Origin of the sequence: Nocardioides astragali, assembly GCF_024436375.1 — a bacterium.
GTDB lineage: Bacteria > Actinomycetota > Actinomycetes > Propionibacteriales > Nocardioidaceae > Nocardioides > Nocardioides astragali.
The window spans coordinates 74,145-100,991 of sequence record NZ_JAFMZM010000005.1 but is presented as its reverse complement, the minus strand read 5'-3'; the positions used below and the strand labels follow the sequence as shown (position 1 = coordinate 100,991).

At 70.7% G+C, this 26,847-nt stretch carries 33 protein-coding genes; 11 read left to right on the top strand and 22 right to left on the bottom strand.

Annotated features, from left to right (window positions below; genetic code table 11):
• Positions 1–35 precede the first annotated feature (35 nt).
• From J3P44_RS17505 to J3P44_RS17470, 8 genes are all read right to left on the bottom strand, one after another.
• On the bottom strand, positions 36–281 hold the full coding sequence (locus J3P44_RS17505) for a hypothetical protein (protein WP_255891747.1): 246 nt from the start codon (positions 279–281) through the stop codon (positions 36–38).
• 494 nt (positions 282–775) lie between these two features.
• Positions 776–1,333 carry a response regulator gene (locus J3P44_RS17500; RefSeq protein WP_255891746.1) on the bottom strand — a complete coding sequence of 186 codons (558 nt, stop codon included), beginning with the start codon at positions 1,331–1,333 and terminating at the stop codon, positions 776–778.
• 57 nt (positions 1,334–1,390) lie between these two features.
• Positions 1,391–1,780 carry a Rid family hydrolase gene (locus J3P44_RS17495; RefSeq protein WP_255891745.1) on the bottom strand — a complete coding sequence of 130 codons (390 nt, stop codon included), beginning with the start codon at positions 1,778–1,780 and terminating at the stop codon, positions 1,391–1,393.
• Positions 1,781–2,084: 304 nt separating this feature from the next.
• On the bottom strand, positions 2,085–2,306 hold the full coding sequence (locus J3P44_RS17490; protein ID WP_255891744.1) for a hypothetical protein: 222 nt from the start codon (positions 2,304–2,306) through the stop codon (positions 2,085–2,087).
• 157 nt (positions 2,307–2,463) lie between these two features.
• Complete coding sequence (locus tag J3P44_RS17485) at positions 2,464–2,664, bottom strand: hypothetical protein (RefSeq protein ID WP_255891743.1); 201 nt, start codon at positions 2,662–2,664, stop codon at positions 2,464–2,466.
• Positions 2,665–2,736: 72 nt separating this feature from the next.
• Entirely contained in the window at positions 2,737–3,012 is a 276-nt protein-coding gene (locus tag J3P44_RS17480; protein WP_255891742.1) for a hypothetical protein, read from the bottom strand.
• Entirely contained in the window at positions 2,987–3,454 is a 468-nt protein-coding gene (locus J3P44_RS17475) for a DUF5709 domain-containing protein (RefSeq protein WP_255891741.1), read from the bottom strand. Before J3P44_RS17475 ends, J3P44_RS17480 begins: the two co-directional genes overlap by 26 nt.
• 144 nt (positions 3,455–3,598) lie before the next feature.
• Positions 3,599–5,713, bottom strand: coding sequence for a DEAD/DEAH box helicase (locus J3P44_RS17470; RefSeq protein WP_255891740.1), 2,115 nt, complete (start codon positions 5,711–5,713; stop codon positions 3,599–3,601).
• A 265-nt stretch (positions 5,714–5,978) separates the two neighbouring features.
• Here J3P44_RS17470 and J3P44_RS17465 point away from each other — a divergent pair, with 265 nt between their 5' ends.
• A complete protein-coding gene (locus J3P44_RS17465; RefSeq protein WP_255891739.1) occupies positions 5,979–6,578 on the top strand; it encodes a TetR/AcrR family transcriptional regulator in 600 nt (199 codons plus the stop codon).
• Between the two features lie 12 nt (positions 6,579–6,590).
• On the opposite strand, the gene paaE is transcribed toward J3P44_RS17465, so the two are convergent.
• From paaE to paaA, 5 genes are all read right to left on the bottom strand, one after another.
• Positions 6,591–7,640, bottom strand: a complete 1,050-nt coding sequence (gene paaE / locus J3P44_RS17460) for a 1,2-phenylacetyl-CoA epoxidase subunit PaaE (RefSeq protein WP_255891738.1) — start codon at positions 7,638–7,640, stop codon at positions 6,591–6,593.
• A gap of 3 nt (positions 7,641–7,643) precedes the next feature.
• Positions 7,644–8,183: a 1,2-phenylacetyl-CoA epoxidase subunit PaaD gene (gene paaD, locus J3P44_RS17455; protein WP_255891737.1), complete on the bottom strand. Its 540-nt coding sequence runs from the start codon at positions 8,181–8,183 to the stop codon at positions 7,644–7,646.
• Between the two features lie 5 nt (positions 8,184–8,188).
• Complete coding sequence (gene paaC, locus J3P44_RS17450; protein ID WP_255891736.1) at positions 8,189–9,127, bottom strand: 1,2-phenylacetyl-CoA epoxidase subunit PaaC; 939 nt, start codon at positions 9,125–9,127, stop codon at positions 8,189–8,191.
• Positions 9,128–9,219: 92 nt separating this feature from the next.
• Positions 9,220–9,522 carry a 1,2-phenylacetyl-CoA epoxidase subunit PaaB gene (gene paaB / locus J3P44_RS17445; RefSeq protein WP_255891735.1) on the bottom strand — a complete coding sequence of 101 codons (303 nt, stop codon included), beginning with the start codon at positions 9,520–9,522 and terminating at the stop codon, positions 9,220–9,222.
• On the bottom strand, positions 9,519–10,490 hold the full coding sequence (gene paaA, locus J3P44_RS17440; protein WP_255891734.1) for a 1,2-phenylacetyl-CoA epoxidase subunit PaaA: 972 nt from the start codon (positions 10,488–10,490) through the stop codon (positions 9,519–9,521). Before paaA ends, paaB begins: the two co-directional genes overlap by 4 nt.
• Positions 10,491–10,590: 100 nt before the next feature.
• On the opposite strand from paaA, the gene paaZ reads away from it, so the two are divergent.
• The 3 genes from paaZ to J3P44_RS17425 all read left to right on the top strand — a co-directional run bounded on the left by paaZ (position 10,591) and on the right by J3P44_RS17425 (position 13,337).
• Positions 10,591–12,621 (top strand): phenylacetic acid degradation bifunctional protein PaaZ, encoded by a 2,031-nt coding sequence (gene paaZ, locus J3P44_RS17435; protein WP_255891733.1) that lies wholly within the window; start codon positions 10,591–10,593, stop codon positions 12,619–12,621.
• Positions 12,622–12,791: 170 nt separating this feature from the next.
• Positions 12,792–13,091 (top strand): hypothetical protein, encoded by a 300-nt coding sequence (locus J3P44_RS17430; protein ID WP_255891732.1) that lies wholly within the window; start codon positions 12,792–12,794, stop codon positions 13,089–13,091.
• A 30-nt stretch (positions 13,092–13,121) separates the two neighbouring features.
• A complete protein-coding gene (locus J3P44_RS17425) occupies positions 13,122–13,337 on the top strand; it encodes a PLDc N-terminal domain-containing protein (RefSeq protein WP_255891731.1) in 216 nt (71 codons plus the stop codon).
• 3 nt (positions 13,338–13,340) lie between these two features.
• Here the strand turns inward: J3P44_RS17425 and J3P44_RS17420 are convergent, their stop codons facing one another.
• The 3 genes from J3P44_RS17420 to J3P44_RS17410 all read right to left on the bottom strand — a co-directional run bounded on the left by J3P44_RS17420 (position 13,341) and on the right by J3P44_RS17410 (position 15,336).
• On the bottom strand, positions 13,341–13,997 hold the full coding sequence (locus J3P44_RS17420; protein ID WP_255891730.1) for an SDR family oxidoreductase: 657 nt from the start codon (positions 13,995–13,997) through the stop codon (positions 13,341–13,343).
• Between the two features lie 25 nt (positions 13,998–14,022).
• Complete coding sequence (locus tag J3P44_RS17415; protein ID WP_255891729.1) at positions 14,023–14,235, bottom strand: hypothetical protein; 213 nt, start codon at positions 14,233–14,235, stop codon at positions 14,023–14,025.
• Between the two features lie 78 nt (positions 14,236–14,313).
• Positions 14,314–15,336 (bottom strand): LLM class flavin-dependent oxidoreductase, encoded by a 1,023-nt coding sequence (locus J3P44_RS17410; protein WP_255891728.1) that lies wholly within the window; start codon positions 15,334–15,336, stop codon positions 14,314–14,316.
• Between the two features lie 138 nt (positions 15,337–15,474).
• On the opposite strand from J3P44_RS17410, the gene J3P44_RS17405 reads away from it, so the two are divergent.
• The 3 genes from J3P44_RS17405 to J3P44_RS17395 are packed head-to-tail and all read left to right on the top strand — an operon-like array spanning position 15,475 to position 18,074.
• The gene (locus J3P44_RS17405; protein WP_255891727.1) at positions 15,475–16,155 is read left to right on the top strand and encodes a GntR family transcriptional regulator; all 681 of its coding nucleotides are present in this window, start codon (positions 15,475–15,477) and stop codon (positions 16,153–16,155) included.
• A complete protein-coding gene (locus tag J3P44_RS17400) occupies positions 16,152–17,192 on the top strand; it encodes a 1-aminocyclopropane-1-carboxylate deaminase (RefSeq protein ID WP_255891726.1) in 1,041 nt (346 codons plus the stop codon). The genes J3P44_RS17405 and J3P44_RS17400 overlap by 4 nt, the downstream gene beginning before the upstream one ends.
• A gap of 21 nt (positions 17,193–17,213) precedes the next feature.
• Positions 17,214–18,074, top strand: a complete 861-nt coding sequence (locus J3P44_RS17395; RefSeq protein WP_255891725.1) for a phosphotransferase family protein — start codon at positions 17,214–17,216, stop codon at positions 18,072–18,074.
• A gap of 21 nt (positions 18,075–18,095) precedes the next feature.
• Here J3P44_RS17395 and J3P44_RS17390 read toward each other — a convergent pair whose 3' ends face one another.
• Positions 18,096–19,529 carry a hypothetical protein gene (locus J3P44_RS17390; RefSeq protein ID WP_255891724.1) on the bottom strand — a complete coding sequence of 478 codons (1,434 nt, stop codon included), beginning with the start codon at positions 19,527–19,529 and terminating at the stop codon, positions 18,096–18,098.
• 96 nt (positions 19,530–19,625) lie between these two features.
• On the opposite strand from J3P44_RS17390, the gene J3P44_RS17385 reads away from it, so the two are divergent.
• A complete protein-coding gene (locus tag J3P44_RS17385) occupies positions 19,626–21,323 on the top strand; it encodes an NAD(P)/FAD-dependent oxidoreductase (RefSeq protein WP_255891723.1) in 1,698 nt (565 codons plus the stop codon).
• Between the two features lie 15 nt (positions 21,324–21,338).
• Here the strand turns inward: J3P44_RS17385 and J3P44_RS17380 are convergent, their stop codons facing one another.
• Positions 21,339–22,040 (bottom strand): aspartate/glutamate racemase family protein, encoded by a 702-nt coding sequence (locus J3P44_RS17380; RefSeq protein ID WP_255891722.1) that lies wholly within the window; start codon positions 22,038–22,040, stop codon positions 21,339–21,341.
• Between the two features lie 31 nt (positions 22,041–22,071).
• On the opposite strand from J3P44_RS17380, the gene J3P44_RS17375 reads away from it, so the two are divergent.
• The gene (locus J3P44_RS17375) at positions 22,072–22,701 is read left to right on the top strand and encodes a GNAT family N-acetyltransferase (RefSeq protein WP_255891721.1); all 630 of its coding nucleotides are present in this window, start codon (positions 22,072–22,074) and stop codon (positions 22,699–22,701) included.
• Here J3P44_RS17375 and J3P44_RS17370 read toward each other — a convergent pair.
• The 4 genes from J3P44_RS17370 to J3P44_RS17355 form a co-directional block, all read right to left on the bottom strand.
• A complete protein-coding gene (locus J3P44_RS17370; RefSeq protein WP_255891720.1) occupies positions 22,655–22,813 on the bottom strand; it encodes a hypothetical protein in 159 nt (52 codons plus the stop codon). The two genes, J3P44_RS17375 and J3P44_RS17370, sit on opposite strands and share 47 nt — an antisense overlap.
• Before the next feature lie 3 nt (positions 22,814–22,816).
• The gene (locus J3P44_RS17365; RefSeq protein WP_255891719.1) at positions 22,817–23,932 is read right to left on the bottom strand and encodes a carboxylate-amine ligase; all 1,116 of its coding nucleotides are present in this window, start codon (positions 23,930–23,932) and stop codon (positions 22,817–22,819) included.
• 26 nt (positions 23,933–23,958) lie between these two features.
• Positions 23,959–25,092, bottom strand: coding sequence for a fatty acid desaturase family protein (locus J3P44_RS17360; RefSeq protein ID WP_255891718.1), 1,134 nt, complete (start codon positions 25,090–25,092; stop codon positions 23,959–23,961).
• 181 nt (positions 25,093–25,273) lie between these two features.
• Positions 25,274–25,747: a DUF4383 domain-containing protein gene (locus J3P44_RS17355; RefSeq protein WP_255891717.1), complete on the bottom strand. Its 474-nt coding sequence runs from the start codon at positions 25,745–25,747 to the stop codon at positions 25,274–25,276.
• Between the two features lie 186 nt (positions 25,748–25,933).
• Here J3P44_RS17355 and J3P44_RS17350 point away from each other — a divergent pair, with 186 nt between their 5' ends.
• Together J3P44_RS17350 and J3P44_RS17345 are read left to right on the top strand one after the other, a co-directional pair.
• Positions 25,934–26,491 (top strand): hypothetical protein, encoded by a 558-nt coding sequence (locus J3P44_RS17350; RefSeq protein WP_255891716.1) that lies wholly within the window; start codon positions 25,934–25,936, stop codon positions 26,489–26,491.
• Between the two features lie 13 nt (positions 26,492–26,504).
• Positions 26,505–26,846, top strand: coding sequence for a DUF2200 domain-containing protein (locus tag J3P44_RS17345; protein ID WP_255891715.1), 342 nt, complete (start codon positions 26,505–26,507; stop codon positions 26,844–26,846).
• The last annotated feature ends 1 nt before the right edge of the window (position 26,847 follow it).

Here is a 26,847-nt window from a genome sequence, read left to right as displayed (position 1 = left end):
GGACACGAAGCGAGGCTCACGGAGTTTGGGGAGTGTTAGGCGTATCGGCGCCGACCGTCGGCAGTGAAGTTGACGATCACCGATTCGTTCTGACGGTGGTACCGGCAGATTCCCGCCCTGTGCAGCTCTTCTAGAGCTTCGATCGGCGGCTCGTCATCCGGGCTGCACCACTCGATCCCCGCGGCCTCGGGGTCGCCTTCGTCGTGAGCAATATCGACAAGCTGATCAATGATGCTGACTGCCTCGGGTGAAAGCTGAATGTATGGGTCGGTTGCTTCCATGCCCATCTCCCTGATTGTTTCAGTGGCCCAAACTCCCGGCGGACTGTCGACGGCTAACCTCTCGCACTGCCGTCGCCCGCAATGAAATTCTCATGAAGCTCAGTATCTCGATCTGGCTCCAGCGCCCGTTCTGTTGGGCCTGCCCCATTTTGACTGACAGTGCTACACCGTCAGCTCGACCCAGACCCGGGTGCTCCACTGCCACTGGGTCCGCCTCGCGTGCCCCTACGCCCAGCACGACAATCAGAAGACACGGGTCCCTCAAGCCGATCCCCATACGAGGCGAGCGCGCTCCTTCCAGGACCTTCACTGTCGGCAACGCTCGAAAATGAATCGTCGCTATGGTCTCGTTCTCGAGCGTCGTCGACACTTCACACATCACTCGCGGAGTGACGCGGGCGGACGACTCGATCGGCATCGACACCGGCGCTTCACCCAGGTTCTGGAGCGGAGGTCTGACCCCGTCGAGTCGTCAGTGGTGGCGATTCGGGTGCTCAGTTGCGCCCCAACCCCGACTCGCGAGCCAACATCGCGGCTTGGGTGCGGTCGGCAACTTGGAGCTTGGTGAGGATGTTGGAGATGTGGTTGCTGATCGTCCTCGGCGCCACGCTGAGTCGTCGAGCGATCACGGCGGTCGGCGTCGCTGCGGCCAGCAGGTCGAGGATCTCGAGCTCTCGCGCGGTGAGGTCCGGGAAGGGAATTGGCTCGGCGGGGGGCGAGTTGAGATGGTGCAGCACCCGTTCGGCGATGCTCGGACCGAAGATGACCTCGCCCGCCGCGATGGCACGGACCGCACGTGCGATGTCGTCCTGCTCGGCGCCCTTGAGCAGGTAGCCGTGGGCGCCGGCCCGCATCGCGGCGAAGAGCGAGTCGTTGTCGTCGTACATGGTCAGCACGTAGACCCGCACCGATGGCGCGACTCGAGCCAGCTCGCGAATGGCTGTGAAGCCGTCGGTGCCCGGCATCTTCAGGTCCATCAGCGCGACGTCCGGTCGAAACAGCACGGCTTCTCGCACGGCCTCCTGACCGTCCGCGACCGAGCGCCTTCGCACCGCATGAGAGCGACCCGGTCTTGGTCCTCTTGGGGTCGCGCGTCGCAAGCGGATCGCCTACAGGACGACCGCGTCGGCCTCGATCTCGACGAGCAGCGCCGGGTCGATGAGCCTGCTCACCTCCACCATCGACGTGGCAGGCCGGATGACGCCGAACACCTCGCCGTGCGCCCGACCGACTTCCTCCCAACGGCTGATGTCGGTCACGAACATGCGTGTCCGGACGACGTGCTCGGGTCCAGCGCCGGCCTGCGCCAGGGCGGCCACCACGCGACGCAGCGCCTCGCGCGCCTGGGCGCCGATATCATCACCACCCACTGCGCCGCCGCCGTCCGCGGCAGCCGTGGTGCCGGCCACCGACACCCACGGGCCCACGCGCACTGCCCGCGAATAGCCGACCACGGGCTCCCACATGGCCCCGGAGCTCACCAACTGTCGCTGCGTCATGGCGCCATCCTGTCCGGACGCGATCGAGAGCTCGGCGATGCCCGCTGGACGATCCCGCACCGGGTCATCTCTCGTGCTGAACGTGCCACTGCGACAGTTCGCTGGTGCTGCGCATATCTCATGAACCGGCTCACTACTCGTGCCCCTTCTGCAGAATTCAGCGAGGTGAGCTCAACGAGCATGATCAGCCGAGCGATGTCATCGCCGTCACCGACCGCGCGTATGCCCGCATCGCTCCCTCAGTTAAAGCGCCTTGGTAGACCTTGCCCCAGAACATCGCAAAGGCAGCAGGTAACGAAGTCTTTCAGCGGACCAGCCTGCGCACGTCCGGTGGCAGGTCCTCTGGCTCGATCCAGGTGTCGACGGGGGGAACGGCACCGGACTCGTAGGCCGTGACGACGGTCGAGACCAGCTCGGCGAGGTCGGGGAAGAACCGTTCGGGCTCGAACGGGTCCTGGCCGGCCTGCGGATCGAAGACGAACAGCGTGCCCGGCGGCCTGGCCGAGCCGTCGCTGTCGAGGCACACGTGCCAGCCGTTGGAGGAGATGAGGACTGGGTGCCAACTGGGTCGGTAGGGTTCGATGCCGACGTGCTTCTTCCATTCTGGGTTGAATGAGACGTCGAAGGCCCTTTGGGTGCTCGCCTGGGCCAGCGTCGGGACATGCAGGCTGAGGCAGAGGTGGTTATCGGGGCCTGTCAGCGACCATCCGGCCGGGTCGGTCGCCGACGACCAGCCCGACGGCGACGACGGCGGTCAGACCCGCAGAGGTCGCGCGAGCGTTCGCCCGCATGAACTCGGCGACCTTGCGCGCCCAGTCGGTGTTGATCCGGATGCCAGGCACGCCTTGGGGCAGTGCGACGGGGACCGAGTTCAGACGCGTCATCGCCTCGACGCTGTCGCCGCTCGGCAGGTCCCCGACCGTGGTGAGCGCACGGTCGCAGTCGGCCCGGTTCGCCTACGTCACGCACAGGTAGTAGGACTGCATGAGCACGTAGTCCCCACGCATCTCACCGCCGGCGTCCCAGATGCCCTGGGCCACGCGGATCCGGTCCATGATCTCGCCCAACTGGTCCCAGTCGTTCTCGCAGAAGCCAACCATGTTGACGCAGAAGAGGCTGTCGTCGTTGTCCCACGCGTAGACGACGTCCCACACCGGGTCGCACGGGTCACCCGAGCAGAACGGCTGACTCAGCCAAGGAGTCCGTTCACCCGGTCGGCGGCTCCGGCTCACGGGTGATGTGCATGGCGGCCTCCTCGGCTGAGGCGCCGGCACCGTCGATTCCGACGTCGAAGGCGATCTCCTGCTTGTCGACGTCCTCCCCCAGCCCTGAGTCGGGCTGGACGAGGCGGCCCGTGCGCTCGTCGGCCTCGTCGAGGCCGAGCTGCTCGTCGAGTGCGTTCTCGTCCTCGGAGTCCGAGTCCAGGTCGGCCTCCTCCTCGGCGTAGGGGTCGACCTCGGGCTCCTCCTCCGCCAGCCGCTCGTCGAGGCTCTCGCCCTGACGCATCTCGGCCTCGGTCGGGTAGTCGTCATAGCCCTTGGGCGGTCGGTCCGGCGGCGAGTAGCCGCGGTCGAGCACGTCGTCCAGGTCGTTGTCGTCGAGTGTGTCGCCCGACTGGAGCTGGTCCTCGTCGTCGATGGACATGTCGCCGTAGGTCTCGCGATCCTCACTCATGCACGTACTCGCTTCGCTCCGTGCGCGCATGAGGCACATGTCGGGCTGTGTTGGATGACTCGCTCGCTGCGCTCACTCATACCTTCAGTCGTACGCGTTCACGGAGCCGCGGACAACCCCCCAAGGGTGAGGCCAACGCAACAGCTAGCCGAGCTCGCGCTCGAGAGCGTCGGTGAGCAGGGCGACCAGGGCCTCGGTCTGGACGTTGGCCGAGGACGAGACCTCCTCGTCGGAGCCGTCGAGCGCGCGCGCCGCGAGGCCCGCCTTGGAGTCGATCAGCTCCGCGATACGGGTGTCGATCGTCTGCGCGGCGATGATCCGCCAGGCCGTGACGGGGTCGCTCTGGCCGATGCGGTGCACGCGGTCGATCGCCTGGGTCTGCTCGGCGTCGGTCCACGAGAGCTCGGAGAGCACGACGTTGGAGGCGACCTGCAGGTTGACGCCGACGCCGGCCGCGGCCAACGAGCAGACGATGACCTGGACGTCGGGGTCGTTGACGAAGGCGTTGATCGCCTTCTCGCGCGCCTTCGGCGTCTGGTCGCCGCGGATCGAGGCGTGCTTGAGGCCGCGCCGGGTGAAGGTCTCCTCGGCGATGTCCATCACGTCGATGTGGCGGGCGAAGAAGACCACCTTGCCGACGTTGCGCGCCAGCTGGGCGGCATAGTCGGCCGACAGGTGCGCCTTGGCCCGGCCGATGCGGCGGAACATCGAGAAGACGTTCTCCCCCGAGGTGCCGGAGTCCATCTCCTCGCGCTCCCACGTCGCGACGCGGCGTACGAGCTCGTGGTCGATGCCCTCCACGACGGAGCCCGTACGCCTGGTCTCCAGGGCGGCCTTGTAACGCTGGACCAGCCGTCGCGCGAGCTCCTTCTCGGCCGCGCGGATGGAGCGGGCGTCCTCGTCGTCGAGCTCGACCGGGATGTCGGCGATGCGGCGGGCGGGGATGTCGGCGGCCACGTCCACCTTGCGGCGCCGCACGATGCCCATGTCGATGACGGCCTTGCGCGCCGCGGGGTAGAAGGGAGGATCAGCCGGGGTCAGGTCGGTCTCCTCCAGCGCCTCCATCAGCCGCGCCAGCGGCTTGTTGTCGTCGATCCAGCCGAGGAACTGCCAGATCGCGCGGAAGTCCTCGATGTCGTTGATCAGCGGTGTGCCGGTCAGGGCCATCAGCAGCGGTCGGGCGGTGCGCTCACGCAGCCGCTCGGAGAGCTCGAGCACGTGGCGCGAGCGCTGCGAGGTCTTGTTCTTGATGAAGTGGGCCTCGTCCACGACCATGCCGCGGAAGCCGAAGGTGCTGAGCCAGCCGACGTGGCGGTCGAGGATCTCGTAGTTGACGATGATGACGTCGGCGAAGGCGTCGAGCTGGTCACCGTCGCCGTGGATGACCGTCGCGCGGCGGCGCGGGGTCCAGCGCTCGGTCTCGCGGGCCCAGTTGGTCTTGACGACGTTGGGGCACACCACGAGCAGCGGGTAGGCGTTGGCGGCCTGGGCGGCGAGCAGTGCCTGCGCGGTCTTGCCGAGGCCGGGCTCGTCGGCCAGCAGGAAGGTGCGGTGGCCCTCCGCGGCCGCGGCGATCATCCGGGCCTGGTGCGGCATCAGCTCGAGCTTGCCGGGCGCGTTGAGCGAGGTGGCCTCAGGCAGGTCCATGCACGAGGAGGCGCCGCCGAGCTCGAAGGAGCGGAACAGCGGGCCGAGCAGCTCCCACGTTGCCAGCCGGCCGTGGGTGCTGCGGCGCTCGTTGCCGATCTCGAAGTCGGGGACCAGGAACGGGTTGGCGAGCTGGTGCTGCACCACGGACTGCGGGATGACCCTGCGCTCGCCGAGGCCGGGGCCGGCCTCGTCGTCGGGCTTGGGCTCCTCCGGGACGGCCTCGATGCCCGCCTTCCGCAGCATCTCCAGCCGCAGGTCGCGGGCGCTGTCGGTGATGCGGGACTCCTCGGACAGCAGGCCGAACAGGGACGGGTCCCGGGTGGCGGTCTTGGCCAGGATCGTCGCGATGCCGTCGAGGCGCTTGAGCTCGTCGGCCTTCTGGGCGTCGGTCAGCTCTGCCGAGGCGCGTACGTCGCTGCGGTGCTCGCGCGCGAGCAGGGCCACGACCTGGAAGCGCACGCGCTGTCCGGGGGCGAGCGGGCCGCGCTGGACGGCCGACTCGAGCTCGCGCACGGCGCGCGCCAGGACGGGGACGATGCCCTCGTTGTCCTTGTGGCGGGCGTGTGCAGGGGTGCGGCGATTGCCGCGTTGACGCTGGCGCTGGGCCAAGGGGTCCTCCCGGACTGGGGTACGCGTCGTGGAGCAGGCGAGCCCGGGTCGGCGCTGACCTGCACAGCACGGCGTGGAGGTTGGAGCGATGCGTCGTGGTCGTGTCCGGTGGATCATGGCTGATCAGTTCGGCACGGCGTCGGGACGCTGTGACCACTGTAGCCCCCGAGTGGCGGTTGCCGGCAAATACCCCGAGGACGGCGTGGCTGCCTCGATCTCAGGATCGGTCTCCGGCTGGCTCCGCGGGTCGTGGGAGGGTGTCCCCATGTCGGAGACCACCGGGCGGCGCGGACGCCCCGGCCACGACCAGCAGGCCGTGCTGCGGGTGGCCGTCGACCTCTTCAACCGACAGGGCTACGACGCGACCAGCGTCGGCGACGTGGCCCGCGAGCTGGGGCTGACGAAGTCCGCGATCTACCACCACGTGCCCAGCAAGGAGCACCTGCTCCAGAGCGCGATCGACGAGGCGCTCGACGCGCTGACCGCGGCGCTCGACGCGGTGTCCGCCGCCGAGGGGCTCGACGCCGGGCAACGCCTGCGCGCCGCCGTACGCAGCAGTGTGACGGTGCTGGTCGACCACCTGCCGGCGGTGACGCTGCTGCTGCGGGTGCACGGCAACACGCCGGTCGAGAAGGCCGCGCTGGCGCGTCGACGCGGCATCGACGAGCGGCTGGCCGCGATGGTGCGCGAGGCGGCAGACGTCGGAGCGATCCGCGCCGACGTCGACCCGCTGCTCACCAGCCGGCTGATCTTCGGGATGGTGAACTCGATGACCGAGTGGCTGCGCGGCGACACTGACGGGGAGGCGCTGGCCGACACCGTGACGACCCTGGCCTTCGACGGCCTGGTGCGGCACGAGGACTGACGCGGTCGCGACCTACGCGTCGTAGTCGACGGTGACGGCAGGGCTCACCGGGAACGACTGGCAGGTGAGCACGAACTGCCGCTCGACCTCGTCCGGCTCGAGGGCGTAGTTGCGCACCATCTCGACCTCGCCGTCGACCACCTTGGCGCGACAGGTGCCGCACACGCCGCCCTTGCAGGCGAACGGCAGGTCGCTGCGTACGGCCTGCGCCGAGTCCAGCAGCGTCGTGTCACGCGGCATCGGCGTGGTCGTCGACCGCCCGTCCAGCACCACGGTGACCTCGCTCGTCACGCCCTCGACCACTCGGTCGGGGTGCCGCAGCGTCGGCGGCGGCTCGTCGACGAAGAAGAGCTCGAAGTGGATCTTCTCCCTCGGCACGCCGAGCTCCTCCAGCACGGTGCGCGAGTCCTCGATCAGTCCGAGTGGACCGCACAGCCACACGTGGTCCACGGCTGCGAGCGGCACCTTGATCGGCAGCAGCCGTCGGAGCCGGTCGGCGTCGAGGCGACCGGAGAACAGCTCCACGTCGCGGGGCTCGCGCGAGAGCACGTGCACGAGGTCGAAGCGGGGGCCGTGGAGGTTCTTGAGGTCGCTCAGCTCCTCGGCGAACATCACCGAGGTCGTCTCGCGGTTGCCGTAGAGCATCGTCACGGTGCTGTCGGGGTTGGCCAGCACCGACGCCGCGATCGACAGCATCGGCGTGATGCCGGAGCCGGCCGCGATGCACAGGTGCCGTCCACCCAGGGTCGGGTCGGCGCGGAAGCTGCCCGAAGGCTCGGCGACCTCGATGCGCTCCCCCGGCGCCACCTCGCGGATGAGCCACGAGGAGAACATGCCGCCCGGGATCTCGCGGACCCCGATGCGCGGCGCCGCCCCGGCGGGCGCGCAGATGGAGTACGTCCGGCGGTGCTCGACGCCGTCGACCACGCGGCGCAGCGTGAGCGACTCCCCCGGCTCGAAGTCGAAGAGCTCGCGGAGGTCGTCGGGCACGTCGAAGGTGACGGCGGCGGAGTCGTCGGTCAGCGGCTCGACCTCGCGGACCGTCAGCGCGTGGAAGGCCATGCCCTAGATCTCCTTCACGTGGTCGAACGGCTCGAGGCAGCACGAGCAGCGGTACTGCGCCTTGCAGGCCGTCGAGCCGAACTCGGAGACCAGCTCGGTGGCAGGTGAGTCGCACTGCGGGCACCGGACCTGTCGGGCCGTGGGCAGCAGCGTGAGCGGGATCGGACCGGTGCTCGAGGGGGCCGGACCGGGCGGTGAGATCCCCGCGGCGGCCAGGGCCGCGCGCCCGTCGGGCGTGATCCAGTCGGTCGTCCAGGCGGGGTCGAGGCTCACCCGCACCTCGACACGGTCGAACCCCGCCCCGGTGAGCTCGCGGACCAGGTCGTCGCGCATCGCGGCCATGGCCGGGCAGCCGGAGTAGGTCGGCGTGATTTCGACGACGACGTGGGAGTCCCCCACGACGTCGACGCCGCGCAGGACGCCGAGGTCGGCGAGGGTGAGCATCGGGAGCTCGGGGTCGGTGACGGCCGAGGCGACAGCCCGAGCTCGAGCTGCCTGCCGTCGCGGTGATCGAGGAGCCCGGGTGGCACGAGTCGGGGTCACGAGGTTCACCACAGTCCCTTCGGGTGGGCGCGTGCCACGGACTGCATCTCGGCCAGCATCCGGCTGAGCGGCTCGCCGTGCATCCCGTCACGGCCGGTGCGTCCGAGCACGCCTGCGCGCCGGGCCACCTCGGGGCGCGGGACGTCGGCGGCGGCCAGGACCTGGTCGAGCACCGCCTCCGCGGACTCGCGGACGGTGGCGGGGTCCACGCCGACGCCCGACCCGGCGGCAGCCGCCTCGACGGGATGGGTGTCGAACAGCTCGGGCCACAGCGGCCACAGCGCGTCCAGCGCCGCGAGGAGCCGCGACCGGGACTCGTCGGTGCCCTGGGCGAGGGTCACGAACCAGCGCGCCGCGTAGTCGCGGTGGTAGGCCAGCTCCTTGACGCCCTTGGCCGCGACGGCAGCCAGCACGTGGTCACGGCTCGTGCGCAGCTGCTCCCACACGGCCAGGCGCCAGACCGAGAACAGCAGCACCCGCACGGTCGCCTCGGCGAAGTCGCCGTTGACGACCTCCGCCAACCGGACGTTGCGGAACTCGTGCGCCTCGCGGAAGAACGCGAGGGCGTCCTCGGGCGGGGCGGGCGAGCCATCGGGCAGGGCCGGCACGATCGACTCGTCCGCCTTGGCGGCCCGCGCGAGCAGGAGCCGCGCCTGGCCGAGCAGGTCGAGGGCGATGTTGGACAGGGCGATGTCGTCCTCGAGCTCGGGGGCGTTGCTGGTCCACTCCGCGATCCGGTGCGACATCACGAGGGAGTCGTCGCCCAGCATCAGGGCGTACGCCGCCAGGGTGGGCGCGTCGATGCCCTCGGGGATGGTCGTGTCGACCCCGGCGAGAGGATCCTCGAAGTCGGTGCCGAAGGCCCAGTGGGCGTCGTTGACGAGCAGCCCGGAGTAGGCGCTCTCGTGCTCGTCCTCGGGGGACGTGTGTACGTGTTCGGTCATCAGCTCTATCCGTCGACCTTTGTGAGAGAACGGGGTCCCCGCGGCGTTGTTCCTGGAGGAGCGCAGCGGGGGAAGGAAGAACGTCGTGGGGTTCACATATGCGGGACGTTGTCGGGGATGTCGTAGAAGGTCGGGTGGCGATAGACCTTGTCGCCGCTGGGAGCGAACATCGGGTCCTTCTCGTCCGGGCTGGACGCGGTGATCGCGTCGGCCCGGACCACCCAGATGCTCACGCCCTCGTTGCGGCGCGTGTAGACGTCGCGCGCGTGCAGGAGCGCCATCCGGTCGTCGGCCGCGTGCAGCGACCCGACGTGGACGTGGTTGAGCCCGCGCTTGCCGCGGACGAAGACCTCGTAGAGCGGCCATTCTGGTTGGACTCGCTGCTGGTCGGTCATGCCGCGCCTTCCTCTCGGGCCTGCTTGGCGGCGTACGCCGTCGCCGCCGCGCGCACCCAGGCGCCGTCCTCGTGGGCGCGACGACGGTGGGCGATCCGCTGCGCGTTGCAGGGGCCGTTGCCCTTCACGCCCTCCATGAATTCCTCCCAGTCGGGCTGGCCGAAGTCGTAGTGGCCGCGCTGCTCGTTCCAGGCGAGCTCGGGGTCGGGCAGGGTGACGCCGAGCGCCTCGGCCTGCGGCACCGACATGTCCACGAACTTCTGGCGCAGCTCGTCGTTGGTGTTGCGCTTGATGCCCCACGCCATCGACTGCGCGGTGTTGGGCGAGGCGTCGTCGGGCGGGCCGAACATCATCAGCGCGGGCCACCAGAACCGGTCGACCGACTCCTGCACCATCGCGCGCTGCTCGTCGGTGCCACGCATCATCGTGGTGAGCAGCTCGTAGCCCTGCCGCTGGTGGAAGGACTCCTCCTTGCACACGCGGATCATGGCGCGGCCATAGGGCCCGAACGACGTACGGCACAGCGGCACCTGGTTGCAGATCGCGGCACCGTCGACCAGCCAGCCGATCGTGCCCACGTCGGCGTACGACAGGGTCGGGTAGTTGAAGATCGAGGAGTACTTCTGCCGCCCGGAGATGAGCATCTCGGTGAGCTCGAGCCGCGACACCCCGAGGGTCTCGGCCGCGGAGTAGAGGTAGAGCCCGTGACCGGCCTCGTCCTGCACCTTGGCCAGCAGTATCGCCTTGCGTCGCAGGCTCGGCGCGCGCGAGATCCAGTTGCCCTCCGGCTGCATGCCGATGATCTCGCTGTGCGCGTGCTGCGCGATCTGGCGCACCAGGGTCTTGCGGTAGCCGTCGGGCATCCAGTCGCGCGGCTCGATCCGGTCGTTGCGCCCGATGGTCGCCTCGAACTGGCTCTCCAGCGCAGCCTGGGAGCTCGCGTCGAGCGGGGTCTCGGTGAGGGTCATCCATCCTCCGAACGTCGGTGTCACCGCATTTACTGACCGATCGGTCTGGTATTAGTGTGGCACCACTCACTCTGGCACGCAAACATCGAAGGGAACCACCGTGACCCGTCTGCTCGAGAGCTACGCCGTCGGCCGCTGGTACGCCGCCTCCGCCGAGGGTGACCCGCTCCTCGACGCGGCCACGGGCGAGGAGGTCGCCCGGATCTCCAGCAGCGGGCTCGACCTCGGCGCCATGGCCCACCACGCCCGTACGGTCGGTGGGCCCGCCATCCGGGAGCTGACCTTCCACGAGCGCGCGCTGCTGCTCAAGGAGCTGGCCACGCACCTCACCGGACTCAAGGACGAGCTCTATGAGCTGTCGCTGCGCACCGGCGCCACCCGGCGTGACTCGCTGATCGACATCGACGGCGGCTTCGGCACGGTGTTCAGCTACTCCTCCAAGGGACGCCGCGAGCTGCCCAACGCCCACGTCGTGTGCGACGGGGACCTCGAGCAGCTCGGTCGCACCGGCATCTTCATGGGCCAGCACGTCTACACCTCGCGGCCCGGCGTCGCGGTGCAGATCAACGCCTTCAACTTCCCCGTCTGGGGCATGCTCGAGAAGCTCGCGCCGGCCTTCATCGCGGGGCTCCCCTCGATCGTCAAGCCCGCCAGCCAGACGGCCTACCTCACCGAGCTCGTCGTACGGCGGATCATCGAGTCCGGCATCCTCCCCGAGGGCTCGCTCCAGCTGCTGTCCGGCTCGGCGGGCGACCTCCTCGACCACCTCGGCGTGCAGGACTCGGTGGCCTTCACCGGCTCCGCGCACACCGCGGGGATCCTGCGCCAGCACCCCTCGGTGCTCCACGGTGGCGTGAGGCTCCAGGTCGAGGCCGACTCGCTCAACTGCTCCGTCCTCGGTCCCGACGTGACCTCGGGCGACCCCGAGTGGGACCTCTTCGTCAAGGGCGTCGTCACCGAGATGACCGCCAAGGCCGGGCAGAAGTGCACCGCGATCCGACGCGTCATCGTGCCCGCGGCCGTCGCCGACGAGATGACCGAGGCCATCACCGCCAAGCTCTCCACGATCACGGTCGGCGACCCGGGCGAGGAGTCGGTCCGGATGGGCCCGCTGGCCTCGCTCGGCCAGCGCGAGGAGGTCCGCAAGGCCGTCGAGGCACTCCGCTCCTCCTGCGACCTGGTGCACGGCGACCCGACCGCGACCTCCGGCTTCGTCGGCGACGCGGAGCGCGGTGCCTTCATGGCGCCGGTGCTCCTGAGGGCGCGAGCCGGAGCGGTCGAGCCGCACGACGTCGAGCCCTTCGGCCCGGTCTCGACGGTCATGTCCTACGACTCGCTCGAGGACGCCGTCACCCTGGCGGCACGCGGCAAGGGCTCGCTGGTGGGCTCCGTCGTCACCCACGACCCCGCCGTCGCCCGCACCCTCGTGCTGGGGCTCGCGCCGTGGCACGGTCGCATCCTGGTGCTCGACCGCGACGACGCGCCCGAGTCCACCGGCCACGGTTCCCCGCTGCCGATGCTCGTCCACGGGGGGCCGGGGCGGGCCGGCGGCGGCGAGGAGCTCGGCGGCGTACGCGGCGTGCTGCACCACATGCAGCGCTCGGCGATCCAGGCCTCTCCCGACATGCTGACCGCCATCACCGGGCGCTGGACGCGCGGCTCGCAGCGCAACCTCACCCCCGAGCACCCGTTCCGCCACTCCCTGGCGACGCTCGCGGTCGGCGACACGATCGTCTCCGAGCCGCGAGTGATCGCGATCGAGGACATCGACCACTTCTCGGAGTTCACCGGTGACACCTTCTACGCGCACACCGACCCGGAGGCAGCCGCGCAGAACCCGCTCTTCGGCGGGATCGTCGCCCACGGCTACCTCATCGTCTCGATGGCGGCGGGCCTGTTCGTGGACCCCGCCCCGGGGCCGGTGCTGGCCAATTTCGGCGTCGACAACCTGCGCTTCCTGACGCCGGTCAAGCCCGGCGACTCGATCCGGGTGACGCTGACCGTCAAGCAGATCACCCCCCGCTCGTCCGCCGACTACGGCGAGGTGCGCTGGGACGCGCTCGTCACCAACGCCGACGGCGAGCCGGTGGCGACGTACGACGTGCTGACGCTGGTGGCCAAGGAGGCCTGACAGCTCCCTGCTTCAGCGGTGCACTAGGGGCATTCTGGACTGCTAGAACACCCCAGGGCACGCCCGCGGGCGCGTCGATCCTCGCCACGCCGACGAGCGGTGCGTGAGCGGCATTCTGGACCGCAGAAATGCCCCTGACGCACCGCTCAGATCGGCACTAGCGTGTCCCTGTGAGTCCAACCGCCCAACGCATCTTCGGAGCCGTCGTGCTGCTGGCGACCGGCATCCTCAGCCTTCCGCTGTCGGCGGCCCTCTTCGACGGGGAAGGGAGCGAGAACTGGATCGCCCCCGTGCAGCTGCTCGTGATGGCCGGGATCGGCGCCGGGCTCGCGGTGGTGCTGCCCGCCCTGGCCCGCGAGGGCGCGTCCACCGGACGCCGGGCGATGACCGGGATGTGGTGGGGCCTGCTCGCCGCGCTGGTCGGCGTGCTGGTCTTCTGGCTCGCTCTGAGCGGCGTCGGCGGCGCCTGACGGCTGGGGCGGTCGCGCTACCTTCGCTCCATGGCGAAGAAGTCCTGGGCCGAGATGACGCCCACCCAGAAGAAGGTCGTCATAGCGGCCGGGATCGTCGAGGTCGCGGTCACCACCTGGTGCCTGCGCGACCTCAAGCAGCGTCCGGACTCCCTCGTCCGCGGCCCCAAGCTGCTGTGGGGACCCGCGATGTCGGTCCAGCCGTTCGGACCGATCGCCTACCTCGTCTGGGGCCGCAAGCGCTGAGCCTCACCCGCTGTAGGGCACCTCGCTGCTCCAGTCCCCCACGTCGCGGGTGACTGCGGACCAGATCGCCTCCGCGACCCGGTCGGGGGTGAAGGCGCCCTCGCTGGCGAGCGTCCCGCGCACCGTCACCGACACCGCACGGATCCCGTCGGGCGACAGCGTCTTGTCGATGCTGTGCACCAGGTTGCGCACCCCGGCCTTCTGCACACCGAGCGAGGCCGCGCCCTCCCACGGGTCGTCCGCGGCCATGCTGCCAGTGACGCTGATCCGGGCGCCCTCGCCCATGAACGGGCGGGCCGCCTGGACCACCGAGAGCAGGGCCCCGACGCCCAGTGCCACGTCCTCGAGGAGCTCGGCGACCGTCAGAGACAGCGGGTCCTTCTCGCGGAAGGCACTGGGGTTGAAGTGCAGGACGTCGATGCGTCCGGTGTGCTCGCCCATCCTGCGTACGGCGTCGCGCGCGGCCTGCTCGTCGGTGATGTCGACCAGCGCCTGTCCGACCGTCGCTCCGCGCGCCTCGAGCGCGCGTCCCAGCTCGTCGAGGACGCCCTTGTCCGCACCGAGCAGGCCGACGTCGTACCCCTCGACCGCGAAGCGGCGCGCCACGGAGCCGCTCACGCCGGGCCCGGCACCCACCACGATGATCACTGGTCTCGTCATGGGACGTTTCTACCGCAGGGTCGGATCAGCGCGAGGACTCGTTGCTCTCCTCGGGGATCCCGTGGCGCGGCGGCGCGTCCGGGCCCTGGGTGCCCTCCTGCACCTCGCCGGACTCGGCCTCCGGCTGGCCGGCCACGGAGTCGCCGGAGCTGATCGGGTCGGGCTCGCCGCCGGCCTCGGCCAGCTCGGAGACCTGTCCGTCCTGCTCGTCCCGCGGGTCGTCGTGGTCGTGCGTCATGGCTCGCTCCTTGTCTCGTCGGGTCGGTCCCTCCAGACAAGCAGTACCCCCAAGCACCGGGTTCACCTGCGCGGGTGATCAGCGCCAGCCGAGGGCCGGAGCCACCTCGGTGAGGAGCGACTCCAGCAGGTGGGCGTTGTAGTCCACGCCGAGCTGGTTGGGCACCGTCAGCAGCAGGGTGTCGGCGGCGGCGATGGCCTCGTCCTCGGCGAGCTCCTTGACCAGGACCTCCGGCTCGGCGGCGTACGTCTTGCCGAACACGGCCCGCAGGTTGGGCTCGATCTGGCCGAACTGGTCGGAGCTGGTGCCCTCGCGGCCGAAGTACATCCGGTCCAGGTCGGTCGTGATCGGCATGATCGAGCGGCTCACCGAGACCCGCGGCTCCCCCTCGTGGCCCGCCTCGCGCCAGGCGTCGCGGAAGACCTCGATCTGCTTGCGCTGCTGGACGTGGAACGGCTCGCCGGTCTCGTCCGCCTTGAGCGTCGAGCTCATCAGGTGCATGCCCTTCTCCGCGGTCCAGCGGGCCGTGGCGTCCGACGCCGCGCCCCACCAGATCCTCTCGCGCAGCCCGGGTGAGTGCGGCTCCGGCCGCAGCAGGCCCGGCGGGTTGGGGAACATCGGGCGCGGGTTCGGCTGTGCGAAGCCCTTGCCCTCGATGACCCCGAGGAAGACCTCGGTGTGGCGGCGCGCCATGTCAGCCTGGTCCTCGCCCTCGGCGGGCTCGTAGCCGAAGTAGCGCCAGCCGTCGATCACCTGCTCCGGTGATCCGCGGCTGATGCCGAGCTGCAGCCGACCACCGGCGATCAGGTCGGCGGCCCCGGCGTCCTCGGCCATGTAGAGCGGGTTCTCGTAGCGCATGTCGATCACCCCGGTGCCGATCTCGATGCGGCTGGTGCTGGCGCCGATCGCCGCCAGCAGGGGGAACGGCGAGGCCAGCTGCCGGGCGAAGTGGTGGACGCGGAAGTACGCGCCGTCCGCGTCCAGCTCCTCGGCGGCGACTGCGAGGTCGATGGACTGCAGCAGTGCGTCGGAGGCCGTGCGCACCGCGGACTGGGGTGAGTCGGTCCAGTGGCCGAAGTTGAGGAACCCGATCTTCTTCATACCTGGTTCAACGCTCAACCACCCGCGTTGTTCCCGCCCGATACCTGAGGACGTGGTGGACGTGGATCGCCCGGGATCCCGTCCACCACGTCCTCATATCGGGTTGACGTCGAGCGGGTGCGATGTGCAATATATTGCATGCCCGTTCCCGCCCCAGCCGTGCCGATCCGCACCTCGCTGCTGCGCGACACCGTCCACGACCGGCTCCGCGACGCGATCGTCGACGGCACGCTGGCACCGGGCGAGGTCGTCCGGGACACCGACCTCGCCGGCTGGCTCGGCGTGAGTCGTACGCCGGTGCGCGAGGCGCTGCTCCGGCTAGGGGAGTCCGGACTGGTGCGGTCTGCGCCCGGGCGGTCCACCGTCGTCGCCGACATCGACCTGTCAGAGGTTCGGGACGCGCACGCCGTCGTCGCGACGATGCACCGGCTCGCGGTCGCCGAGGCCGTCGTCCGCCTGACGGCCGACGACCTCGACCGGATGCGCCTGGCTAACGAGCGCTTCACCGCCGCCATCGAGGCGCACGACGCCGACGCCGCCCTGCGCGCCGACGACGACTTCCATGCCGTCGCCGTCGACGTGTCCGGCAACCGGGCGCTGGCCACGGTCCTCGACCAGTTCAGCCCGGTCGTACGTCGCCTCGAGCGCCTGCGCTTCGCCTCGCACGCCGCAGCGGAGTCGGTCGCGCTGCACGAGCGACTCGTCGAGGCCTGCGCGGCCCGGGACGTCGACGCCGCGGCCGAGGTCGCCTTCCGCACCTGGCAGAACCTCGCCGACCTGATCCCCGAACCCGACTCCCACCCCCAGGAGACCCCGTGAAGCTCGACCAGTTCCCGCGTCACCCGCTGACGTTCGGCCCCTCCCCCGTCCACCACCTGAAGCGGCTGAGCGACCACCTCGCCGGCCGGGGCGGTGGAGCGCAGGTGTGGGCCAAGCGAGAGGACGTCAGCAGCGGCCTCGCCTTCGGCGGCAACAAGATCCGCAAGCTCGAGTACATCGTCCCCGACGTGCTCGCCAGCGGCGCCGACACGCTCGTCTCCATCGGGGGCTACCAGTCCAACCACACTCGCCAGGTCGCGGCGGTCGCCGCACACCTCGGGCTCGGGTGCCGCCTCGTGCAGGAGAAGTGGGTGCCGTGGGACGACCCGACCAACACCCAGGTCGGCAACATCCTGCTGAGCCGGATGATGGGCGCCGACTCGCGTCTCGACCCGCACGGCTTCGACATCGGGATCCGCGACTCGTGGAAGGACGCGATCGGCGAGGTCGAGGAGGCCGGCGGCACGCCGTACGCCATCCCGGCCGGCGCCAGCGAGCACCCGCTGGGCGGCCTCGGCTTCGCCAACTGGGCCTTCGAGGTGGCCGAGCAGGAGAAGGCGCTCGGCATCACCTTCGACACGATCGTCGTCTGCACCGTCACCGGCTCCACGCACGCCGGGATGATCGCCGGGTTCGCGGCACTCGAGGACCTGACCGGCGTACGACGTCGCGTCATCGGAATCGACGCCAGCGCCACCCTGGAGAAGACCCGCGACCAGGTCGGCCGGATCGCGCGCAGCACCGCCGAGCTGATCGAGCTCGGCCGCGACCTGCGCGACGACGAGATCACGGTGCTCGACGGCTGGGCCGGCGAGCTCTACGGGATCCCCGTGGACTCCACCATGGAGGCGATGGCCCTCGGTGCGCAGCTCGAGGCGATGATCACCGACCCCGTCTACGAGGGGAAGTCCCTCGCGGGGCTGATCGACCTCGTCAGCGACGGCGAGATCCCCCGGGAGTCCCACGTCCTCTACGCGCACCTCGGCGGGCAGCCGGCGATCAACGCCTACCACTCCCTCTGGCCGGCGCAGGGCTGATCGGTCGCTAGGTTCGACCACATGGTCGACCTGGACGGAGCCCTCGCCTGGGCAGGTGATGTCCTCGGCGCCCCTGTGCTCGCGTCGCGGGAGCTGACCGGCGGACTGACGTCGACGATGCTGGCGCTGCGGGACGCCTCCGGCGCGGAGTCGGTCCTCCGGCTGATGACCAACGAGCCTTGGCGGACGTACGGCGCCGAGCTGACCACGCGCGAGCACCACACCCAGAATGTGCTGGCGGGCACCGCCGTCCCCGCACCGACGTCCCTGGGCCTCGACGCCGACGGCGTGGCCGCGGAGGTCGGCGCCCACCTGATGTCACGCCTCCCGGGCGAGCCGCTGACCGCCGTCGACGACGGCGTCCTGCGGGCGATGGCGGAGATGCTCGCGACGATCCACGCCGTGCGACCGGCGGAGCCGTTCCGCACCTTCCAGTCGTGGGCGTGGGAGGCCAAGTGGGTGGTGCCGGGATGGACGCGTCACCCCGAGTCGTGGCGTCACGCCTTCGCGCTGCTCGGCGGGCCCGCACCGGCGTACGAGCCCACCTTCCTGCACCGCGACTTCGGCCACCGCAACCTCCTGTGGCAGGGCGGCATGATCACGGGCGTCGTCGACTGGGTCGAGACCTCGACCGGGCCGGCCTGGCTCGACGCGGGACATGCGGCGACCAACCTCGCCGTGTGCGTCGGGACCGAGGCGGCAGACGCCTTCGTGGAGTGCTGGGCCGCCACGTCCGGGACCGCGGCGGAGCCGTACTGGCTGGTCATGGACGCGGTCGGGTTCCTGCCCCCGCCCGGACGACCGCCGATGTTCTCCCACCCGGCCGAGCTCGAGCGGCTCGACGAGTGGCTCGACCGGCTGGTCCGGACCCGCCTCGGCTGAGGGCGAGGTCGACCGGTGTCGTCAGGCTTGGGTCGCGAGGAGGGCGCGGGCGCGCTCGGCGTCGACCACGGCCCCGATCTGCTCGTACGCCACCAGGGCGTCGGCCTCCTCCACGCGCGCCCCGGCCAGGTTCCCCTGCGCGTGGTGGATCCGACCGAGGAGCTCCGAAGCCCTTGCCGCCTCGTAGGTGAGGTCGATGCCCGCGAACAGGGAGTGGGCCCGGTCTGCGGCGATGGCGGCCTCCTCGAGCCTCCCCTCCACCAGCAGGACGGCCGCGGCTCCCACGTCGGCCATCGCGCGCATGGCCGGCGTCGGGTGCTGGCCGGCGATCGCGGCCAGCTCGTCGGCAGCGGCTCGGGCCGTGTCGAGGTCATCGAGGGACAGGGCCACCTCGAGCTGGGTCGGCAGCATCTTGGCCCGCTCCAGGGGTCCGAGACCGTTGCTGGCCAGGATTCGTCGGAGACCGGTCGCGGCCTGCTCAGGATGGCCTCTCTGGACCATCGCCTGCGCCAGGCCCGGATGCGGCGTCACCCCCATCTCCGAGGCTTGTCTGAACGCCTCCTCGGCGGCGTCGAGGTCGCCCATCTTCAGCCGCACCTCACCGAGCTCACGGAAGGCCAATGCCGAGAACATGAGGTTGAACGAGCCCAACTCGACGGTTGCGGCGCGCGCCTCCTCCTCGGCGTCAATCAGGAAGCCGCGCAGGCGGAGGATCTCGGCGCGGTGCACGCGGCAGATCCCGGGGAAGCCGTTGATGGCCTGGCGATCGCACCACCGCGTCGCGGCCTCGGTCCAGTGCCCGGCGCCCTGCCAGTCGGCCAGCTGGGCGTTGACCGAGATCATCATGCAATAGATCATCCCGGTGGCCCGGGCTCCGAGCTCGCCGGAGACCGCCCCTTCGGTCGCCTCCTCCACCATCGCCAGGCCACGGTCGGCATCCGCGCCGTTGGCGACCAGGCTGATGCCGTGGAACGCGTGCCCGAGCGCGAAGAGGTCCTTGTCGCCGTGCCGTCCACCGATCTCGGAGGCAAGCTCGGCGTGCTCCACCACCGCGTCGTCCTCGCCCTCGGCGTGCGCCATGAGCGCCCGGGCCAGGTGCAGCCAGCCGTGCTCGGCTCCCTCCGGCTCCGGCTCCAGCAGGCGCGTCGCGTTCTGCAGCCAGGCCGCGGCATCGCCCTGGTCGCCGAGGTCTCCGTGGTGCTGGGCGAGGTCGATCGCCACGCCGGCGGCGTGCCGCGGGTCGTCCTTCTTCAGGTACTCCCTGTAGGCACGCTCGCGCAGGGCCATGCAGTGGTGCATCTTGCCGATCCACCACGCACACTCGGCCATCTCGTCGAGGTGCTCCGGCTCGAGGGGCGCAACGGCGTCAGCGGACGCGAAGAGGTCGAACGCCTCTTTCCAGGCATAGCGCGACGCGGCGTCGCGTGCATCCCTCAGTGTGGACGGCTCCACCATCTGCTCAGTGTGCATCGCGGGCCGAGATTTCACTAGGCGCAGTGGGGGTCTGGTCCACGGGTGTCCCCCGAGCCCCGACCGGGCCACAATCGACGTGTGGACCCCCCACCGCCCGCGCCATCCCCGGAGCGCCGACCCGTCATCCTCGCCGTCGATGACGACCCGGACGCGATCGCGCTGCTGGGCAGCGAGCTGGAGGACCGCTACGGCCGGGCGTACACCGTGCTCACCGCCCGCGCCGTCACGACGGCGCGGCAGCAGCTGGCCGACCTCTGTGCGGCCGGGGAGCGGCTGGCGCTGATCCTCTCCGACCAATGGCTGCCCGACGGCACCGGGTGCGAGCTCCTCGCCCGGGCCGGCGAGCTGTTCCCCCACTCGCGGCGCCTGCTGCTCGTCTCGTGGGGAGAGTGGGAGGTCGACGCCACCGCGCACCCGCTGAGACGCGCCATCGCGCTCGGCCAGGCGGACTACTACGCACTCAAGCCGTGGCGCAGGGCGGACGAGCTCTTCCACCACGTCGTCACCGAGAGCCTGCACGTCTGGGTCGGGTCGGACGCCTCGCTCTCCCGCGAGCTCGCGATCGTCGCCGACGCCGGAAGTCCACGAGCCTCACAGCTGCGCAGCCTCCTGGACCGCAACCGGGTGCCGTTCGTCTTCCACGCGACCGGATCCCCGGACGGGATGCGCCTCCTGCAGGAGTACCGTCAGCCCGACCCGGGTGTACCGGTGGTCATCCAGCGCAACGGCCGGGTGCTGGTCGACCCGAGCAACGCCGAGATCGCCGAGGCCTACGGAGCCCGCACCCGGCTCTCCGGCTCTCTCGAGTACGACGTCACGGTGATCGGCGCCGGGCCGAGCGGCCTCGCCGCCGCCGTGTACGCGTCCTCGGAGGGGCTGCGCACCCTGGTGGTCGAGCGCGAGACCATCGGTGGGCAGGCCGGCTCGAGCTCTCGCATCCGCAACTACCTCGGCTTTCCCCGCGGCGTCACCGGCGCGGACCTGGCCACCCGGGCACAGCAGCAGGCCTGGGTGTTCGGGACGACGTTCCTCCAGATGTGCGAGGCGCAGGGTCTCCGCAGCAGCGGTGACAGGCTCTACCTCACCACGGCGACCAGCAACGAGATCTCCACCGGCGTCGTCGTCCTCGCCATGGGCGTCAGCTACCGCAGCCTCGGCGTCCCGGCCCTCGACCCGCTGGTGGGGCAGGGCGTCTTCTACGGCGCCACCGCCTCGGAGGCCGAGCGCTTCAGCGGACGCTCCGTGTACGTCGTGGGCGCGGGCAACTCCGCCGGCCAGGCCGCGGTCCACCTCGCATCCCACGCCGCTTCGGTGACCATCCTCGTCCGCCGCGACACCCTCGCCGAGACGATGTCGACCTACCTGATCGACGAGATCGAGGGCCGGGGCAACATCGACGTCCGCTTCCGGACCGAGATCGTGGACGGCTCGGGCAGCGGGTCGCTGGCCACCCTCACCCTGCGCGAGGCAGGGGAGGGCGAGCCGGAGACGGTCCCGGCCGACGCCGTCTTCATCCTCATCGGCGCCCGACCCCTCACCGAATGGCTCCCGGACGAGGTCGTCCGCGACCGGTTCGGCTTCGTGGTGACCGGCCCGGGCGAGCACTGGGGGGCACCGCGGCCACCGTTCATGTTCGAGTCCTCGATGCCGGGCGTCTTCGCAGTGGGCGACGTGCGCTCCGGCTCGGTCAAGCGGGTCGCCTCGGCAGCCGGCGAGGGGTCGGTCGCGATCCAGCAGGTCCACCAGTACCTGCAGATGATCGAGACCGGAGGGTGACGTCCGACCTTCGGGTCAGGCGAGCGCGAAGTCCACGGCCGCCCTCGCGTGCAGGGCGGTGGTGGAGAAGACCGGCACCTCGACGTCGCCCGGCCCGATCAGCAGCTCGATCTCGGTGCAGCCGAGCACCACTCCCCCGGCACCCCGGTCCACCAGCCGCCGCACCACGTCGACGTACGCCGCCCGCGACTCCTCGCGGACCACGCCCAGGACGAGCTCGTCGTAGATGACGTCGTGGACCAGCGCGCGGTCCGCCTCGTCGGGCACCAGCACCTCGAGCCCGTGCGAGCGCAGGCGGTCGGCGTAGAACGGCTGCTCCATGGTGAACCTCGTGCCGAGCAGCGCCACCCGGTCGAGCCCGGCGCCGCGCACCGCGTCGGCGGTGACGTCGGCGAGGTGCAGCAGCGGGATGCCGACTGCCGCCTCGATCGCGTCGGCGACCTTGTGCATCGTGTTGGTGCACAGCACGAGGCACTCGGCTCCTGCGGACTCCAAGGCCCTGGCCTCGCTCGCCAGCAGCTCACCCGCCGCAGCCCAGTCCCCCGCGACCTGCATCGCCTCCACCTCGGCGAAGTCCACCGACGCCATCACCACCCGAGCCGAGTGGAAGCCGCCGAGCCGGTCGCGGACCTCCTCGTTGACGAGCCGGTAGTAGAGCGCGGTGCTCTCCCAGCTCATCCCGCCCAGCAGACCGATCCTGCGCGTCGTCCGACCCATGTCGTCATTGAACACGGCTAGCGTGGGCCCCATGGCCACGCCGCCCCTCGTGACCTCCCGCGGGTTCACGGTCCACCCCGCCACGCACGCCCGGTTCGACGACGTCCGCACGATGCTCGGGCCGAAGAACCCCACCTCGAGCGTCTGCTGGTGCCTGAGCCACCGCATTCCCGGCAAGGACAACCGGTCCCTGGCCGGTCCCGAGCGCGCGGCGTTCGTCGAGGCACTGACCCGCAGGCCCACCAAGCCGGGCGTCCTCGCCTACGACGGCGACGAGGTCGTCGGGTGGGCCGCCGTCGCACCTCGCGCCGACCTGCCGTTCGCCCGGTCCACCAAGATCCCGCACGTCGACGACCTGCCGGTCTGGTCGGTCTGGTGCATCCGCGTACGTCCGGGGCACCGCGGTCGCGGCATCGCCCACGTGCTGCTCGACGGCGCCGTGGCCTATGCGCTCCAGCGTGGGGCGCCGGCCGTGGAGGGCTACCCCGTGGACAACCACGGGGACAAGGTCGACCTGACCATGGCCTACGTCGGCACCCGCAAGCTCTTCGAGGACGTCGGCTTCCAGCTGGCGGCGAGGACCGACGCGACGTCTGCCGGCTTTCCCCGCGTGGTCATGCGCATCGGGGGAGCTGGAGGTACTCCTCCATCGTCGCGGTGACGCCAGCCGGATCGCGCAGACCCACGTGGGTGTGGGCGTCGAGGACCTCAGCGGTGGGGAGCTCGTCGACGAGAGGGTCGTACCACGGCTGCACCAGGTGGTCGGCGTACACCGCTCAAGCCTCCAGGTCTGCCGTGCGTGCCAGCAGGTCCTCCAACAGCGCGGGCATGCCGCCGGTCGCGACCAGCCGCCGCTGGCGGTCGGGCTCGGTGGGACCTCGGAGCATCGCCTCGACCGCGTCCAGCGGGGCCTCCAGGTCGTCGGCCACGAGGGTGGCGCGGACCTCCGCGAGCTCGCGGGCCGCGACCACGCGGATCGGCTGCATCGTGCCGTCGACGTCGACGACGCGCGCCTCGAGGCCATGCCTGATCACCCGCTGGTCGTTGACGGCGAGCACGTCGTCGCTGAGCTCGGCCGGGTCGGGCGCCTCGACCGCTCGTCGCGCGAAGCCCTGCACCAACGCCGTGAGGCCGGCGACCGCGGACAGGGACGGCACGACGTCCATCACCCGCACCTCGAGGGTGCCGAGCAACGGTCGCGGTCGCAGGTCCCACCAGACGTACGTGAGGTCCGGGACCTCGGCCGCCGCCATCAGGGCCTCGGTGCGAGTGACGTACTCGTCCCACGAGCGCAGCAGCGGTGGCATCGCGGTGCGGGGGTAGGACCTCAAGATCGCGGAGCGCGCCGAGGCGAGCCCGGAGTCGATCCCGTGCCAGTGGGGCGAGCCCGCCGCCAGCGCTCGCAGGAGCGGCAGCCGGCGACGCAGGCCGCGGTAGGCCAGCATCGCTGTGTCCTCGTCCGGGAGGCCGACGTGGACCTGCAGGGCCGCGGTCGGGGTGCGGAGCAGACCGCCGTAGTCGTCGAGGATGCGGTCGTAGCGCGGCGAGCCGACGATGGCGGTGGCACCCAGCGCGGCCGTCGGGTGGACGCCCACCGCGAGGCAGCGCGCGCCCTGCGCCGACACGGTGCGGCGCAGCTCCTGGAGGGATCGCCACACGCCCTCGGCGTCGGCACACACAGGCGTGTTGAGCTCCACCTGGTCGGCGTACACCTCGCCCGTGACCACCCCGGACGGGGTCCTCTCGGCCAGTGAGGCGACAAGGGCGACGGCCTCGGTGCCGAGCAGCTCGCCGGACGCGTCGACCAGCATCAGCTCCTCCTCGACCCCGACGGTGAAGTCACCGCCGGGCACGTAGGGCGGCACTCGTGCGGGGCCGGCGATCTGCCTCACTCCCGAGCCGAGAGGGCCCGACACGATCACGCGCCCGCCGCTGCTCGCCGACCGCGAGGAGGCCGTGCGAGCCGCAGCACCTTGTGCCAGGCGCTGGCGACCTGTCGGATCAGCGGTCGGCTGTTGTAGGCGAGGCCGTGCCGCTCGAAGAGGTCACGGACCGGGCCGGCGATCTCGCCGTACCGGTTGCTCGGCAGGTCCGGGAAGATGTGGTGCTCGATCTGGTGGGAGAGGTTGCCGCAGAGCACGTGGAGCAGCGGCGGACCGGAGATGTTGGCCGAGCCGAGCATCTGGCGGAGGTACCACTGGCCACGCGTCTCCGACTCGTCGAGCTCGTCGACCTCGAACGTCTCCACGCCCTCGGGGAAGTGCCCGCACATGATCACGCTGTGCGACCACACGTTGCGCACCAGGTTGGCGGTGAGGTTGGCGGTCAGGGTGGACCGGAAGGATCCGGTCGGGAGCGAGAGGAGCGGGTGCAGGACGTAGTCCCGGCCGGCACGACGCCCCGCCCGCCGCAGCGTGGTGCGCAGCTCCTTCTTCATCTGCGGTGAGAACCCCGTGCCCTCGCGGAGCCGCGTGCCGAGGTCGAGGTCGTACATCGCGATGCCGTACTCGAAGATGCAGGCGTTGACGAGGTTCCAGAGCGGCTGGACCAGGTGCCGAGGCTCCCACTCCTGGGCCTCGTCGACGCGCAGGATGCCGTAGCCGAGGTCGTTGTCCTTGCCCAGCACGTTGGTGTTGACGTGGTGCCGGTCGTTGTGGGCGCGCTGCCACTGGTCCGGCGGGGTGGCGTGGTCCCACTCCCATGTCGACGAGTGGATCTTCGGGTCGCGCATCCAGTCCCACTGCCCGTGCAGCACGTTGTGCCCGATCTCCATGTTGTCGAGGATCTTCGCCAGCGCCAGGGAGGCTGTGCCGAGCCACCAGCACGCGCGGTTGCGACTTCCCAGCAGGGCGAGGCGGCCCGTGACCTCGAGACCCTTCTGGACTGCGATCAGGCGACGGATGTACGCCGCGTCGCGCTCGCCGCGGCTGGCCAGCACGTCCTCGCGCAGGGCGTCCAGGGTGCGGCCGATCTCCTCGACCTCCTCCGGCGTCAGGTCGGCGTACGAGCGGCGGCCGGAGGGCGTGAGGGTCTGCTGCAGCAGTGCTGGCATGCCCACCAGTATCCGTTCGGGGCACCACCCATGCGCAACGGCTGAGCGGATCGATCCCACCTCCCCCTACGGGGTGGAGCAGGTGGGCATCGGTGGTGTGGATCAGCCGACGAGGGGGCAACCCCGATCCGGCGCCGGACGCCGGATCGACCGACGGTCAGTCGGACTGACGTTCGATCGGTCAGCGGGAGACGCGGCTCCCCGTCCGCCGGCCGAGCAGCATCCCGAGGGCGACCATGGCCGCGCCCAGGACGAAGTGCAGCCAGTCATCCGCGGCGTTGAGCGGCACGAAGTTGGCCTCGGACGTCTTGTCGATCAGGAGGCCGTACAGCCACAGCACGAGGTAGACAGCGCCGCCACCGATCAGGAACGCCCGCGCGCCCGAAGCGGTACGAGCGAGCGCGAGCCCGGCGGCACCGAACAGGAGGTGCACGACGTTGTGCAGGATCGACACCTGGAAGATGCCGAGCAGCTCGGCGTGCGACTCGTGACCGGCAGCCTCGAGGCTGTCGTACGACGTCGTGATGCCCGGGATGAAGCCCAGGACGCCCACCAGCAGGAAGACCGCGCCCACGAGTGCTGAGGCCGCCTGGACCGGCGAGCCCATGGTGCGCCCAGTGCCGGAACGCGTGTGCATGTGCGTCTTGTCAGTCATCGGTTCTCCTCTCAGCGCCGGACGCAGGTCCGGCCATCGTCTTGTCGACGCTCGGTACCCACCGCCCATCCGGACACGCGTGCGTCCCACCCCAAGAGCGGTAGTGCTGCCACGTGGCACACGCCACGGTCTGCAATGGCGCCCGACGGGGTACGGACGGCGCAACACGCGACAAGAGGAGTCCTCGTGAACCCCATCAGCAAGGTCCCTGGAGTGATCACCCGCCCGGCACGCACGGTCGGAGCGGTGGCCGGTGCGACGCTCGGCGTCGGACTGCGCACCACGGCGCGCGTCCTGGGCTGGGCCGTCGAGCGGGTGGTCCCGAGCCCCGAGCAGTCCTCGCCCCCGATGCCGGAGGCGCCCACCGCCGAGGCACCTGCCGAGACCACGCCGGCTCCCGCCGACGTGGCCCCCGCCCCGGAGGCTCCGGCGAAGAAGACCACCGCGAAGAAGGCCACCTCGAAGACAAGCACCGCCAAGAAGGCCCCGGCCAAGAGGGCCCCGTCCAAGAAGGCGGCTGTGGTGGCGCCGGCGCTCGGCCTGACGGAGGCCGAGGTCGAGGCCGAGCTCGGACCCGAGCTCACGCCCGGGTCCGGGTCCGGGCCTGAGTCCGAGGCCGAGTCCGAGGATGAGTCCGGGGTCGACGCCCCGACCGACGAGCCGCTCCTGGACCCGGGCACCGCCAAGGCCGTGGCGAGCGAGGCCGAGGTCCTGCAGCGCGCAGCCGATCCCGAGAAGGGCTGACTATCCTCGGAGGATGAGCCGGATCTTCACCACGAGCGTGTCCTCCATCTACCCGCACTACGTGACGAAGGTGGAGAAGAAGGGGCGCAGCCGGGCGGAGCTCGACGAGGTCATCGAGTGGCTGACCGGCTACGACCAGGACGCCCTGAGGTCCCACCTCGACCGGGAGACGACCTTCCAGGACTTCTTCGCCGGCGCCGACCTCAACCCGCACGTCGACCAGATCACCGGGTCGGTGTGCGGGGTCAAGGTGCAGGAGGTGGAGGACCCGCTGATGCGCCGGATCCGCTACCTCGACAAGCTGGTCGACGAGCTGGCCAAGGGTCGGCCGAGGGAGAAGGTGCTGCGCGGCTGAG